At 63.2% G+C, this 14,452-nt stretch carries 11 protein-coding genes; 4 read left to right on the top strand and 7 right to left on the bottom strand.

The window, feature by feature from the left end:
* Positions 1–90: 90 nt before the first annotated feature.
* The 4 genes from GSQ76_RS23660 to GSQ76_RS23645 are packed head-to-tail and all read right to left on the bottom strand — an operon-like array spanning position 91 to position 6,006.
* Positions 91–1,047 (bottom strand): ornithine cyclodeaminase family protein, encoded by a 957-nt coding sequence (locus tag GSQ76_RS23660; protein ID WP_158746569.1) that lies wholly within the window; start codon positions 1,045–1,047, stop codon positions 91–93.
* On the bottom strand, positions 1,041–2,444 hold the full coding sequence (locus GSQ76_RS23655; protein ID WP_158746568.1) for an MmgE/PrpD family protein: 1,404 nt from the start codon (positions 2,442–2,444) through the stop codon (positions 1,041–1,043). Before GSQ76_RS23655 ends, GSQ76_RS23660 begins: the two co-directional genes overlap by 7 nt.
* Positions 2,441–5,068: an aconitate hydratase AcnA gene (acnA, locus tag GSQ76_RS23650; protein WP_335904933.1), complete on the bottom strand. Its 2,628-nt coding sequence runs from the start codon at positions 5,066–5,068 to the stop codon at positions 2,441–2,443. Before acnA ends, GSQ76_RS23655 begins: the two co-directional genes overlap by 4 nt.
* A gap of 26 nt (positions 5,069–5,094) precedes the next feature.
* Positions 5,095–6,006, bottom strand: coding sequence for an oxaloacetate decarboxylase (locus tag GSQ76_RS23645; protein ID WP_216851255.1), 912 nt, complete (start codon positions 6,004–6,006; stop codon positions 5,095–5,097).
* Between the two features lie 143 nt (positions 6,007–6,149).
* Between GSQ76_RS23645 and GSQ76_RS23640 the strand changes: the two genes are divergently transcribed.
* Positions 6,150–6,785, top strand: coding sequence for a GntR family transcriptional regulator (locus GSQ76_RS23640; RefSeq protein WP_254070600.1), 636 nt, complete (start codon positions 6,150–6,152; stop codon positions 6,783–6,785).
* Between the two features lie 57 nt (positions 6,786–6,842).
* On the opposite strand, the gene GSQ76_RS23635 is transcribed toward GSQ76_RS23640, so the two are convergent.
* The 3 genes from GSQ76_RS23635 to GSQ76_RS23625 form a co-directional block, all read right to left on the bottom strand.
* A complete protein-coding gene (locus GSQ76_RS23635) occupies positions 6,843–8,306 on the bottom strand; it encodes an MmgE/PrpD family protein (protein ID WP_216851254.1) in 1,464 nt (487 codons plus the stop codon).
* A gap of 457 nt (positions 8,307–8,763) precedes the next feature.
* Positions 8,764–10,167 (bottom strand): MFS transporter, encoded by a 1,404-nt coding sequence (locus tag GSQ76_RS23630; RefSeq protein WP_158746566.1) that lies wholly within the window; start codon positions 10,165–10,167, stop codon positions 8,764–8,766.
* Positions 10,168–10,299: 132 nt separating this feature from the next.
* Positions 10,300–11,121 carry a GntR family transcriptional regulator gene (locus GSQ76_RS23625; RefSeq protein ID WP_158746565.1) on the bottom strand — a complete coding sequence of 274 codons (822 nt, stop codon included), beginning with the start codon at positions 11,119–11,121 and terminating at the stop codon, positions 10,300–10,302.
* Positions 11,122–11,226: 105 nt separating this feature from the next.
* Between GSQ76_RS23625 and GSQ76_RS23620 the strand changes: the two genes are divergently transcribed.
* Genes GSQ76_RS23620 through GSQ76_RS23610 form a run of 3 tightly spaced genes read left to right on the top strand, consistent with a single transcriptional unit; the run spans position 11,227 to position 14,451 of the window.
* Entirely contained in the window at positions 11,227–12,186 is a 960-nt protein-coding gene (locus GSQ76_RS23620; RefSeq protein ID WP_158746564.1) for an oxaloacetate decarboxylase, read from the top strand.
* 3 nt (positions 12,187–12,189) lie between these two features.
* Positions 12,190–13,107 carry an SMP-30/gluconolactonase/LRE family protein gene (locus tag GSQ76_RS23615; protein WP_158746563.1) on the top strand — a complete coding sequence of 306 codons (918 nt, stop codon included), beginning with the start codon at positions 12,190–12,192 and terminating at the stop codon, positions 13,105–13,107.
* A gap of 39 nt (positions 13,108–13,146) precedes the next feature.
* A complete protein-coding gene (locus GSQ76_RS23610; RefSeq protein WP_158746562.1) occupies positions 13,147–14,451 on the top strand; it encodes an MFS transporter in 1,305 nt (434 codons plus the stop codon).
* Position 14,452: the final 1 nt, after the last annotated feature.

The following is a 14,452-nucleotide window of genomic DNA, read 5'->3' as shown; positions in this document are numbered from 1 at the left end:
TACGGATGGCCCTGGTGTCGATCATCTCACGACGCTACGATACCTCTCCGTGACCGGAGAATCCCATATCCACTAAAACATAGACCCGATTCAGTTATTTCCTGACGGGCCCTTACCCGATATGACGTCCGCATAAAGCGGCCAGCGCCGTTTCGAGTGCTGCTTCGGCACGACGGGCGGCAGTCTCGTCTGCTGTTCCGGCGTACCCGCAACGAAGGCACTTCTGCTATGACCAAGGTCGCGGCGAAACCCGTCTGTTTCCGGTAAGTCGAACGCCTCGTTGCCTTGGCGCACAACCAGGTCGATGCGGTCCTCACAATCGGCCGACAGGTCAAGCGGCCCGATGTTGACCACGTGCATACCAGGCTCCAACCACTCGCCATGCACGACGGGCAGCATGGAATCCGTGGCCGTGGCGACAATGTCGGCACCGCGAACCGCATCCTGTGCCGTCGCTACGGCCTCGACCTGCAGGCCCAGTTCTGCGGCCATCCTGGCCGCGAACCGCTCCCGCTTTTCGCTACTCCGGCTGAAGACGCGCACCTTGTCGATCGGCCTCACCTCGACCATCGCTTGCAACACCGTCTCGGCCATGCCGCCAGACCCGATCAGCGCGACGGTGTGCGAGTCGGGACGGGATAGGAGGCGCGCACCAATGCCTGCAGCCGCCCCGACCCGCATGTGCTGCAAATAGCCATCGTTGAGAATCGCCAATGGCGCACCATTGGCCGTGCTGAACAGCAGGATCAGGCCACAATAAATGCCTGGCTCGACACAGTATTTATGCTCCGACCAACTCCCGTCGGCGGCTTTTGGCCATGTCATGATGTCCGACTTCATTCGCACCGCGTGGATGCCGCCGCTGGAACCCTCGATGGACCCGAATCGATGGTATCCGTCGGATCGCTCACAAGGCGAAAATGTATCGAGCCGGGGCCGTGATACCGACTCGCCCGTTACCACCTCAGCGAACGCCTTCTCTTGAACGGCAATGCAATCCCGCATAGTCAGCAGTTCGGCGATGGTCGCATTATCGATGATCAGCATTTGACCATCGGGCCTCTTGCCAGGTCAAGCAGGCGCTGCACACCACTGGCATCTAGCTGGTCGATCGACTGCGCCAGTTCGATGCAAGCCGACACGTCCGCCGGTGAGAGCATCGTGGCAAGACAATCGCGTACCTTGGCAAGGTGCTCCTCATCCCCGATCGGCTCCGATCCCCAGGATCCACGCGGGCGGTCGCAACGGGTAAGAACTGTCTCGCCACTGGCCAGGCCTATTTCCATGACCAGGTGCCGCCCCGAGGTATATTTGCTGGGGATATCCCGCGTGAGATGAACCGAGAACTTCGGGAGCAGCGCCTGCATATCGGCACGAGCCAGCCTCTCGTCGGTAAAGCTGGACAATCCGACATGGCCATCCAGCAAAGCTGCCGCGGCAGTGTATTGCAGGCTGAACTTACCATCCAAACCGCTGCGTGGGTTTGGCCGGTTGCTTGAGGGAACGTCGGCTGCAGTGATCTTGATCGATCTAATCGCGTCGGTGGCGACGATCTGTCGCTTGGCATCTAACGCAGCGGTGATGGCATAGTGGGTGGAAAACTTGGCCGGGAAAATCTTGATCGCGTATCCGGGATCGACGATCCGGAACGGTTGCCCGAATGACAGCAGCGCTTCTGCGTCGAAGCCCTTCGGGAAGAATGCGTCGCCATAGCTTTGAGGCGCCGGGTCAAAGGTCGTCATGCAGCCCGAAAACCCACGCCGGGTCAGCAACGCCGCCTCCAACCCCAACGACGCGGCGTACGCCGTGTGAGTGGCCTTGGTCATGGTTCCAAGATTGGTGAACAATCCGCCGCAACGCGAACTGGCAATGCCGATTGCGTTGGCAAGCTGCGCCGCGTCGAAGCCAAGGAGAATTCCCGCCGCCACGGCAGCACCGATCGGCCCGACAAAGCCCGGCGGATGAAACCGCAGCTCATGCGATTCGAGCGAGCCGGCGGCTTGGCGCAGCCATCCCTGGATTTCGATGCCGAAGATCATCGCACGCAGGCAAGCAGCCCCATCACTGCCCAATGCCTCGCCCAGCGCCAACACGGGCGCCAGCGCCGGCGACAGCGCGTGCGTCGCGGGCAGCCACATCGGCTCGAAATCCAGCACGTGCATGGCAGCGCCATTGACCAGCGCTGCCTGCACCGCCGGAAGTTTGCGGCCGAGCCCGAGCAGCGACGAGCCCGTCTTGCCGCCGCCGCCTGCCAGAGGATCGGAAAAATATTCCGCCAGAATCCGCGGCGCCTCCTCAATCCGCGCGCCAGCTACACCGACGGCAACGCCATCAAGGAATAACTGCTTGCCCCGCTGCAGCAGGAATGGATCAAGCGGCACTTGGCTTGCGGCGACGATGCGCGCACAAATCCGGGCCGTCAGGCTTTGGTCAAATCCGGTCATGATGCGAGCGCCAATTCCTCGAGAACGAAGGGAAGAATGCCGCCATGACGGACCCAATCCGCCTCCCGCCGCGTATCGACCCGCGAGAGCAGAGAGATGGTTTCGGTGGCCCCGCTCGCGCGATGGAACCGTGCGGTGATCGTAGTGCCAGGCTGTAATGCCGATGCGAGAGCGGGAATGTCGAAGGTCTCATCGCCCACCAGCTGCAGGGAATGGCGCGTCACGCCCGGCAGGAATTGCAGCGGGATCACGCCCATGCCGAGCAGGTTGGAGCGATGGATCCGCTCGAAGCTTTCAGCGATCACAATGCGAACGCCCAGCAACCGTGTGCCCTTCGCCGCCCAATCGCGTGACGACCCGCAGCCGTAATTGGCACCTGCAACCACAATCATCGGACAGGACGCAGCCCGGTAGCGCTCCGATGCGGCGAAGATACTCATGACATCGCCACTTGGCTGATGGCGGGTAAATCCGCCCTCGCGGCCGGGAACAAGCTCATTGCGCAGGCGAGTGTTTGCGAACGTCCCGCGGATCATCACGTCGTGATTGGCCCGGCGGCTGATATATGTCCCGAATTTGCCAGCGGCAACACCGTGGGCCGCCAAATACCGGCCAGAATCGGTCTGCGGCGGGATCAGCGCGCCCGGCGAAATATGGTCGGTGGTGATGTTGTCGCCGAGCAGAAGCAACATGCGTGCGCCCGCGATCGGGTCCGCAAGGCCGGTGTTGGTCTCAACAAAGGGAGGCCGGCGCAGAAACAGGCTTGCAGGATCCCAATCGAACGCGGGCTCGGTGTTAAACGGAATATCGCTCCAACCCGTGCCGATATCGGCAAATGTGTCGTATGCCTGGCGAAAGAGGTCCTTGTGCAGAACCGCAGCCAAGCAGTCCTGGATCTCCGCATCGCTAGGCCAGATCTCCTCCAGGAACACTGGCTTTCCGGCGGGGTCCACACCAAGGCTCTCCGAAGACAGGTCGTGTAGCACCGACCCGGCAATGGCATATGCCACGACTTGCGGGGGCGAGGTTAGAAACGTACCGCGAACCGCGGCATGCAGTCTGCCCTCGAAATTCCGATTGCTGGACAGCATGCCCATTGCCACAAGGTCGCCGTTGCGGATCTGCGACAGGATCGGCTCCGCCAGCGCCCCGGCCGAACTGCCGCAACTCATGCAGCCATATCCTGAAAGATGAAAACCAAGAGCCTCGAGGCTTTCCATCAGACCGGCATTCTCAAGCATTGCCGTGACGGTCCGCGACCCCGGCGAAAACGACGTCTTCACCCAAGGCTTCGTTCGTAGCCCACGTGCAGCGGCGTTGCGTGCGAGAAGCCCCGCCGCAACGACTTGAAACGGGTTCGAGGTATTCGTGCAGGAGTTGATCGCCGCGATAACGATATCGCCATGCGCCATTGGCCGGTCTGCCAGACCGACATCCGGTGTCGGCGCCGCCCCGATTTGGTCTGCGTACACCTCCCGAAAACGGTTTGCCACATTGGCGAGCGACACGCGGTCCTCCGGGCGGGACGGCCCGGCGAGCGAGGATTCGACAGTGCCGAGATCGAACTCGATCACTTCCGGAAATGCAGGTTCGGCGCCGCGCCACATCCCCTGCGCCTGGGTATAATCGCGCACCAAGGCGACCTGCTCTGCAGATCGGGCGGTTTGATCAAGGTATCGCAGGGTTTCCTGATCGACCGGAAAGAATCCCATTGTGGCGCCGTATTCGGCGGCCATATTCGCAATCGTCGCTCGGTCGGGCAAACTCAGCGCGTCCAAACCAGGGCCGCAAAACTCTACGATGGCCGCCAGCACGTCATGCTCGCGAAGAAAGCGCGTGAGGGTCAGCACGATATCGGCGCACATGACCCCCGCCCGCTTCGTACCCACCAGGCGGCAGCCGACAATGCGTGGAACTGTCAGCGACACTGGTTGGCGAAACATCGCCGTGGCTGCTTCGATCCCACCAACACCCCAGCCGAACACACCCAGCGCGTTCACCATCGGCGTATGGCTGTCCATCCCCACCAGCGAATCGGGGAAGGCCAGTGTTTCGCCATCGCCATCCCGCTCCGTCGCGACGACGGTGGCGAGATGCTCGATATTGACCTGATGCACAATGCCGTTGCCGGGTGGCACGACCCGCAGATTGTCGAACTGGGAGGCAGCCCAACGTACAACGCCGTAACGCTCCCGATTTCGGTCGAGCTCGGCCTCCAGGTTAAGGCGGTGCGCCGCCTTGCTGCCAAAATGGTCGAGACGTATCGAATGATCGATGACCATATCGATGGGCAAAAGCGGGTTGACGCGCCGCGCATCCAGGCCCCGGGCCGCCATCGCATCTCGCATCGCCGCGAGATCGATGAGCAAGGGCACACCCGAGGAATCCGGCATCAAAACGCGCACGGGGTGGAAGGCGACTTCGCGGCTCTGCGCAACCGGGGCGGGCCACTGCGCAACAGCCGCTATGTCCTCCCAGGTCACGGTATCCCCGTCTTCATGGCGAAGCAGGTTTTCCAGCAATATCTTCAACGAAACCGGCAACTGGTCGAGCGAAAAGCCGAGCGATTCCCCAAGGGCGAGCAGGCTGAAATAGCTTTGCCCCCCCGGTAGCTTGCGCCGCATGCTTTGCGTTCGGTTGCCGCGCATGGCTAACGCGCCGTTCCCACGAACTTGCGCTGGATCTCCTCGATCCGCTCCATTCCCATCAAGTCATTCAGCGCGCCAAATGACACCAACAGGTCAGGTCGGTCGATGACGCGTTCCTCCTTTATTGATTGCCCAAATACTTCCAGCGCGTTCTTCATGCCCTGGATGGCGGCGGCAGTCAGCATCCGCGGGTACGAAACCGCTTTGACGCCAAGATCTTCCAGTTGCCGGGCCGATAGCAGCGGCGTTGTCGGCCGCTGCCGAATGCCGAACCCCATGTTGACCGACAATGGCTTCGATACATTGCGGGCCACTGTTCCAATGTCTTCGGCTGATAACAGCGCATCGGCAAACAGAATGTCTGCGCCAGCGTCGGCATAAAGATTTAGGCGCCGAATGGCTTCTGCCAGACCCAGTATAGCAGTGGCATCCGTACGGGCCTTGATGACAAAGTCTGGATCTCGCCGCGCCTCGGCCGCCGCCAGGATTTTCTCAACGCCCTCCTCTGCCGAGATAACCTGCTTGCCCTCCATATGGCCGCATCGCTTGGGCCAAACCTGGTCCTCGATCATCAAACATGCGAGCCCGGCGCGCTCGAAACCCTGAATGGTGAAATACACATTCATCGCGTTGCCATACCCGGTGTCGCCATCTGCGGAGAGCGGAATGCGGCTGGCTGCCGCCAAGGCGCCAGACGCGCGCACGTTTTCCGCATAGCCCATCAGGCCGACATCCGGCCAACCGAGGGTTGTCTCGCTCAGACCGGCACCGGTCACATTGGCGGTCTTGAACCCTGCCTGTTCAACAAGGCGCAGGCTGAAGCCGTCATAGACGCCCGGCGCGATCGTAATTCCTGGTTCCGCCATGATCGCGCGCAAAGCCGCGCCCGGCGACACTATAGGAGCCTTTGGCATGCTACATTTTCTCCCTGTGCGGACTATCGACATCGAATATGGGTTCTGTCAACACTCCAACGAACCCGCTCTCAGGATCAGGTGGTATGCTAGCAAACGAGGTCAATAGTGTCGACACTCATCCGGAGGAAACGTCCGGCACCTTGGCCGAGCATCTGTTCGAGCAACTCACCACAGCCATCATGGAGGGGGTGCTCGCCCCAGGCTCGAAGATCAGCGAGCCGGCTTTGGCCCGCCAGTACGGGGTGAGCCGCGGTCCATTGCGGGAGGCCTTGCACCGCCTGCAGGAACGCAAACTCATTACGCGATCGGCCAATTTCGGAGCCCGCGTCGTCAAGCCATCGGCCCAGGCACTCGTGGAGTTGTTCGTCGTCCGGGAAGCTTTGGAAGGCATGGCGGCCCGCCAAGCAGCGATGAACGTCACCAGCGCCGAAATCACAGCACTACATCGCGCTGCCGAGCGGCATGACGATGTGCAGACAATCGACCAGCAGCACGATCAAGACTTTCACTTCATGATCGCGCAGGCCAGTCGCAATCCCATGCTCATCAACCTGCTCTGCTCCGAACTCTATCCTCTGCTACGATTGTATCGTGGGCAAAACCCAACATCCCCGCCTCGCAGCCAACGCGCCCTGATCGAACACCAACGAATTCTGTCAGCGATCGAGGATCACGACCCAGAGATTGCAGAGCTACAAATGCGCCGACACATTGCCGCCGCCCGCCTCAGGCGGGAGCAGGCGATCGAACATCTCAGTGTCCCGACGGCAAAATAGCCAGCCGGCACCGTCGCCGCAGTCACAAAATGTGTGTGGGAGTGGACTACCGGAGTGTCAGGACTTTTGCAGGACGCTGCGCAGCGCGCGGATATCCGGCAGGGTTTCGAGAGCGAAGACTTTCTCGATCATCGCATCCACCTGCGGTTTGCCGATGACGGGTTCGCAGAGGTCGCGGGCTTTGGCGATGACTTCGGCTCGCGGCATGGGATTGTCCACGGTGCCCCGAACGGCCGTGACCCGATTGCGCAGAACCACACCATCGTTGAGGGTGATCTCGACGATCGATTGGCGAGCCGGTTCAAGCTTCTGCAGCTCGGGATCTTCGATGAGCTGGACCTTCGCGCGCTGACGAAGAACCGCTGGATCATCCATACGGGGCTTATCGTGGGCCGCCCTAAAGGACGCGGTTTTGTCCAGTAACATCACCGCGACCATATGTTGGAGGCAAATATCAGGCATCTCGCGATTGTTGACCGTACGGGCTTCGGTGTGAGCCAGACGGACGACGATACTCTTGACCTGGTCCGGGTCGACCGGGTGCTCGGCGAAGATATTGGCCATCGCGTCGAGCGGGGCCTGAATGGGCGAGCCAACCGTCCATTTCTTGATATTGGTTCGGCCAATCTCATACCGCTCGCCAAGTTGCTCGATCAGCAGATCGGGCTTGGCATCTGGGGCGTAGGCCTCGAAGTAGTTGTCGGGCCCGGAGAAAATGTCGTCGACGCCGGTAAAGCCGGATTGCACGACGAGGGCGGCGGTGACGCCACTGCGGGCGGACATGCCGGCGAAAACGAAACTCTTCTCGATATGCGAGGTGTCCCGAGCCCAAGCGCCAATACCAGAGGATTGCTGAGCGGTGTAGTCGAGCAGCCAGCGCATCTGCTGGGCATCCAGCTTAGCAAGTGATCCTGCGGCCGCCGCGGCGGCGAAGATACCCGCGATGGCATGGGTCGCCTTATGGCTGTTGTCACGAAATTCGACCGCGCCGAAGCTGATGGTGACACGCGGCCCGACGTCATAGCCAAGGGTGACAGCACGGAGGAAGTGAGCACCGTCTGCGCCAAGTTTCTCGCCGACAGCCAGGGCTGCGGGGATCACAGCGCAGCCCGGGTGAGACTGCGAATACTCGTTGGAATCGTCCGTCTCGTCCGAATGTGCAAGCATGCCGTTGACCAACGCGGCCTCCAGCGGGTTGGCCGTCATGGTCGAGGCGGCGATGGTCGCGGTGGTGTCGCCAGCATAGCCTCCCACGAACTTGAGCGCGGCCCGGGCGGGAGGTAGGTCCGAACCGGAAATCATAGCCGCAAACGTGTCGAGGATATGCTGTTTGGCCTTCTCCACGACGTCGTCGGGAAGCGGGCGTTCCGCCGCAGCGGCCATATAGGCGCTCAGCGTCGTCATGACCGGGCTGACTGCGGCGGCAGCACGGCGGGGAAGCGTGGTGGCGAGAGCTGCACCGGCGCTGGCCAAAAACAGCGTGCGCCGAGCCAGCGCAGTCGATGAGGGTTGCTTCGGCACACTGTCCTCCCGTCATGCGTCTTTCGCGCGGTTATGAGCGCGGTGTCCGGATAAGTCGAGGCTGTGAGGATTGCGAGCGCTGACACTCCTCAACTCAACCCTGCTCGTGGATACCAGCGTCGAGGGATCGCGCGCTTGCATGGCGTTCATTCGGCTTCTTCGGCGAAGTAGCCAACACTGCGGTTGACCTCCGCCAAAGATCCATCGCCATGCCAGTTCGCCCGATATCGGCGGCATCCGCAAACCATCCGACGGTATTGCGGTATGGGGAGGTGTCGCAATGCCCAAAGGCGTCCGCGAGCCGGCGACATCGCGTTTGCCGTCTACGAGGTCCCGCTCCAGCCCGTCACTGGTTGTCACAGTCCAGTCCGGGCACATCTTCGGCAAGATCAGCGCGATCGCTGAGACCAGGCTGGACATTCAGGCCGTGGCGAACTCTTCAGCCAGACCGAGCCGTTCAAGCACGGAGCGGCATCGAAGTGTCGCCTTCATCCAGGCCATGTTGTGCCGTCTCCGGACCCCAGAAGCCCACTGCGGTCGCCTGGATCAGCATCGCGCAGGTGACACCACCCAGCACGCCGATCACGCCCCCTTCGGTGAACAGCCAGACGACCGCGTAGGGAATGCCAATCGTCGCCAGCCGGCCAACGGTGGCGCAGGTGCCGTTGGCGCGCATCCGGATCGGTGTCGGAAACATCTCGGGCACGTAGCCGGCCACCACGATCGAGACCAGGAAGAACACCAGCGCGAACATGACGAACCCGATCGGCACCGCCATCGCCGCCGAGGTGGCGGACGCAAAGGCCATGCCGCACACCGCAGCCAGCAACGATGCCGTGATGATCAGCGGGCGTCGACCGATCCTGTCGCTCAGCAGATAGCCCAAGAATGCCCCTGCCGGGCCACCCATCGACATCAGCAGGGTTTGTCCCAGCGACCCGGTGACCGACACGCCGCTTTTCACCAGGAACGTTGGCACCCAGACGACGAAGCCGTAGCTGGCGATGGCGGCGATGACCTGCAGTAGGCTGCCGACGATCATCCGCCGCATCATGGTCCCCCGTGGCAACGAGCGAACCCGCGGCGCTTCCACCAACGGAACGGGCGGCCGTGGCAGACCCGCAGCGCTCGCTTCGATCCGCGCCACGATCGCCTCGGCCTCCGCGGTGCGGCCCTGTGAATCGAGCCAGCGCGGGCTCTCCGGCATGGATTTGCGCAGCACCAGCACGATCAGCGCGCCAACCCCGGCGAACACGAACATACCGCGCCAGCCATAGCTCGGGATGATCAGCCAGCTGAGCAGGGTCGAGCCGAGCAGGCCGAAATTGGTGATCAGGCTCAGCAACGCTGCCCATTTCCCGCGCTTGGCAGCCGGGGCGAATTCGATGAGGGTCGCATAGCCGATCACGATCTCCGCCCCAAGGCCGATACCCGAGACGAACCGGGCGCCGATCAACCAACCCATCGTCGGAGCAGCCGCGGCGGCGAGCGAGGCCAAGCCGAAGATCAGAAGGTTGAATTGATACGTGAAGCGCCGCCCGAATTTGTCGCCCAGGAACCCGGCCCCGAACGCACCGATCACCATGCCGACGAAGGTGAACGACACGAACTGCGCATTCTGCGGTAGCGTCGACCAGCCATCATGCAACAAGGTACCCAGAACGGTGCCGGCAAGATAGAGGTCGAAACTATCGAAGAACATCCCGGCGCCGATGATGAACAAGAGACGCCGGTGAAAATTCGTGATCGGGACCTGGTCGATCCGCGCTGCGAGCGTCTGCGCTGTGACGGGTGCCACGACGCCAATTGCCTCTGCGGGTGCGGCGGCGGCATCGAGGGCCGTTCCGGCGAATTGCTGCATCTCGGCTATCCTCCCAGGCGGCTTTCGGACCGCTCTCGGATTGAGCCTAATCATGGACGCGCAGAAGTCCAACTGGGCATTTACGATTTGCCCAGGCTCGGCGGCGCAATGGGTCGCTCGTCCCACGCCGGGTCATGACGCGGGGTTCGTCCACAACCGCGTGTTGTCCGACCCGGCGCGTTGCAGTGCCATCCGATATTCGTAGCGACCTGGACAATAGAGCGCCCGGATATATTCCACCGGCCTCTCATCGTAGCCGTAGACGATCCGCTCTATTCGGAGGAGCGCCGTGTTCGCCTCCAGCCGCAGCGCCTGCGCCACGGACGCGCTCGCATTCTCCGCCGTGATCGACTGCTCCGCCCGCGCGATCGCGATCCCCGATCGCTCCAGCAGTAGCAATAGCGGCTGCGTGGACAGGTCCTCGCTGCTGTAGGCCCGTCCGATATCCTCCGGGACCCAGGTGCTGATATGGGAGAACGGCACCCCATCCACCTTGCGCACCCGCACCGCTGCCTGCACCACCTGTCCGCGCTCGATCCGCAGCGCCTCGGCCACCACGGCATCCGCCGGCGAGTAGTCGAACTGCAGCAACGCCACCTCGGTTTGCAGCCCCATGGTCAGGTTGTTCTCCAGCAATCCTTCCACGCTGGCCAGCAACGGTGTGCGGCTGCCGAAACCCGCGACATAGGTTCCGCGCCCGCGCTCCCGCACCACCAACCCTCGTGCCGCCATCTCGTTCAGCGCGCGCTTGCCCGTGATGCGCGAGACGCCGAATTGTTCGGAGATGTCTCGCTCCGTCGGCAGTGCCGACCCGATCGGATACGTCCCGTCCAGCACCCGGTCTCGCAACGCGGTGAAGATCTGATGATACAGCGGCGCCGGCAACGCACGGTTCAACGCCGCCGGCACCTGCCGTGGGGTCCGCCGCCGGCCCCCCGGCGCGACGGCGCTCACGCCCTCACCTTGCGATAATGATATACCAATATGCTTCTCAACCGTTCGAAGATCCGTTAAGCTTAAGAAGGTCGGTTATGGCATCGGCCGGGAGGAGAGATCAAAATGGAGTCCGCAGGCACGACGGCGCTGCCGTACCCGATCGGTCTGAGCCAGACCGCCGGCCGTAATCGCCGGATGCGCGAATTACTGGCGGGCGACCGTCTGATCAGCATCCCCGGGGCGTTCGACTGTATCACCGCCCGGTTGGTCGACACCTCGGGCTTCCCCGCGCTCTACATCACCGGGTCAGGCGTCTCGCTCAGCGCCCTGGGCGCCCCCGACGTCGGCGCCCTGTCGTTCGGGGAGATCCTGGATCGCTGCCGTCGTATCGCCGACGTGGTCTCCATTCCCATCGTTGCCGACGCCGACACGGGCTATGGCGGCCCGCTCAACGTCATCCGCACGGTCCGCGAATTCGAGCGCGCCGGCATCAGCGCGATCCAGCTCGAAGACCAGGTCTGGCCAAAGAAATGCGGCCACGAGCCCGGCCGTCGCCTCGCCTCCGTCAACACCATGGTGATGCGGCTCAAGGCCGCCCTCGACGCCCGCATCGATCCGGACCTGGTGATCATCGCCCGCACCGACGCCCGCGCTGTCGAAGGCTTCGAAGCCGCGATTGAGCGGGCGCAGATCTACGCCGAGGCAGGCGCCGACGTGATCTTCCTCGAATCACCGCAGACCGAGGCGGAACTGATCCAGGTTCCCAAGCGCATCGCCGTTCCAACATTGGCCAACATGGTGGAGGGTGGCCGCACCCCCATCCTCCCCGCCGCCCGTCTGCAGGAAATCGGCTTCCGCCTCGCGATCTACCCCAATTCGCTGACCCGGCTGATCGCCCGCGCCGGCCAGGAATTGCTGGCCTCCCTCGCTGCCACCGGGTCGACGGACGCGATGGCAAGCCGGATGCTCGACCACGGCGAACTATGGGAGCTGTTCGAGAACCGTCGTTGGCGCGCCCTCGAGGATCGCTTTCAGGAGGTCGAGGACGCCCCGGCGACTGCACCCGCGCCGGCCCGGGTTTGACCGGTGTTCGCAGCGCCTGAACGGATCGCGACAGAGGTATTCGCCCGTCTTCCCGATCTTTTCCGCAACCGACGCCCGACACCCTGGACCGACGCCAACAAAGGCGGCCATCCGGTGGATTGCTTCCTGGAAGGGCCATCCTTCGACCGGGCCGGCAACCTCTACGTCGTCGACATCCCATTCGGCCGCGTATTCCGCGTCTCGACCGCCGGCGAATTCACCCTCGTAGCCGAGTACGATGGTGAGCCGAACGGATTGAAGATCCACCGGGACGGCCGCATTTTCATCACCGATTACCGCCACGGCATCATGCAGCTCGACCCCGCCTCCGGCCAGGTGACCCGGCTGTTGGAGCGCCGCTGGAGTGAGCATTTCAAAGGCGTCAACGATCTCTTCTTCGCCCCCAATGGCGACCTCTATTTCACCGACCAGGGCCAGACCGGCCTGCAAGACCCCTCGGGCCGGGTCTACCGCTGGACCGCGGAGGGACGGCTCGACCAACTTGTCACCACCGTCCCCAGCCCGAACGGGTTGGTGATGAACGCCGACGGCACCGCGCTCTATGTCGCCGTCACCCGCGCCAACGCCGTCTGGCGCCTCCCCCTGCTCGCCGATGGCAGCGTCTCCAAGGTCGGGCTATTTTTGCAGCTCTCCGGCAGTCTCGGGGGACCGGACGGTCTGGCGATGGACGAATCCGGCGGGCTCGCCGTGTGCCATTCGGGCCTGGGTGCCGTCTGGCTGTTCAGCCGCGCCGGTGAGCCGACCCATCGCGTTTGTTCCTGCACGGGGCTCTTTACCACCAACGCGGCCTATGGCGGTCCCGACCGCCGCTCACTTTACATCACAGAATCGGAAACCGGCACCATCCTGCGTGCCACCATGCCTGTGGCCGGAAAACCAATGTACTCGCACCACGACTAAGCAAGACCCGGCAACGACCGGGCGGAGGGGGGAACCATCATGAGCACCGATCTATGGGCCGAAACCGGCATTCCAGCGGCGACCGATACCCTGCTGAAGAGTGCCCTGGACAAAGCCTTCTGGCGCCTCCTGCCGCTCCTCACCCTGGGCTTCCTCTTCAACTTCATCGACCGTACCGCGGTGGGCTTCGCCGCGCTGACTATGAACCAGGACTTGGGGCTGACGGCCACCCAGTTCGGCTGGGGCGCCGGGATCCTCTTCATTGGCTATTGCGCACTCGAAGTCCCCAGCAACCTCATTCTGTATCGCGTCGGCGCCCGCCGCTGGCTGGCCCGCATCATGGTGACCTGGGGCTTGGCCGCAATGGCCTCCGCCTTCGTCACCGGCCCGATCAGCTTCTACGCGACCCGCTTCCTCCTCGGCACCTTCGAGGCCGGCTTCGCACCCGGCGTGTATTTCCTCCTCTCCGCCTGGTTCCCCGTGCAGCAGCGCACCCGCATGCTCGGGTGGTTCATGCTGGCGATCCCCCTCTCCACCGTCGTTGGCGGCCCGCTATCGGGCCTGCTGGTGCAGATGCACGGCACGCTGGGCGTGAAGGGCTGGCAGTGGATCTTCCTGCTGGAGGGCCTCCCCACCTGTCTCATCGGCATCGCCACCTGGTTCATGCTGACCGACAGCCCCGCCTCGGCCACGTGGCTCTCGCCGCCCGAGCGCGCCGCACTCGACGCCCAACTCGCCAGCGAGCACCGGGATCGTCCCCACGCCACCTTCTCCGCCATCCTGGCCGACCCGCGCGTCCTGGTGCTCAGCGGTATCACGTTCTGCTTCACCGTGGGGTCCTATGGGATCTCCATGTGGCTGCCACTGATTCTGAAGTCGCAAGGACTCGGCAGCGGCACGATCGGCCTGGTCAGCGCCATCCCCTCGCTCTTTGCCGCGGCAGGCATGTTGCTCTGGGCCATCCATACCGACCGCACGGGCAACCGCATCGGCAATCTCGCCATGGCCTGCTCGCTCGGTGCGATCGGATTAGGCGTCTCCTACTGGTTTCCCACGCTCGTCCCGGGCCTGGTCGGCGTAACCTTGGCCCTGATCGGCATCACCGCCGCGCGCACGATCTTCTTCGCTATTCCATCACGCTTCCTCACCGGCGCCGCCGCAGCCGGGGGCCTCGCTCTCATCAACTCCGTCGGCGCGTTCGGCGGTTTCGTGGGTCCCTTCGCGGTCGGCTGGTTGAAGGATCAGACCGGCGGCTTCAGCATCCCGATGGCCGCCTTGGGCGCCTTCCTGATCGTCAGCGTCTTGCTGACACTATCGCTACGCCTGCTCCTGCGTGAGGACTGAC

The sequence above is a fragment of the Acidisphaera sp. L21 genome, from assembly GCF_009765685.1.
In the GTDB taxonomy this organism is placed as follows: Bacteria; Pseudomonadota; Alphaproteobacteria; order Acetobacterales; family Acetobacteraceae; genus LMUY01.
Note: the sequence above shows the minus strand (reverse complement) of the source record. Positions and strands in the feature narration are given on the sequence as shown.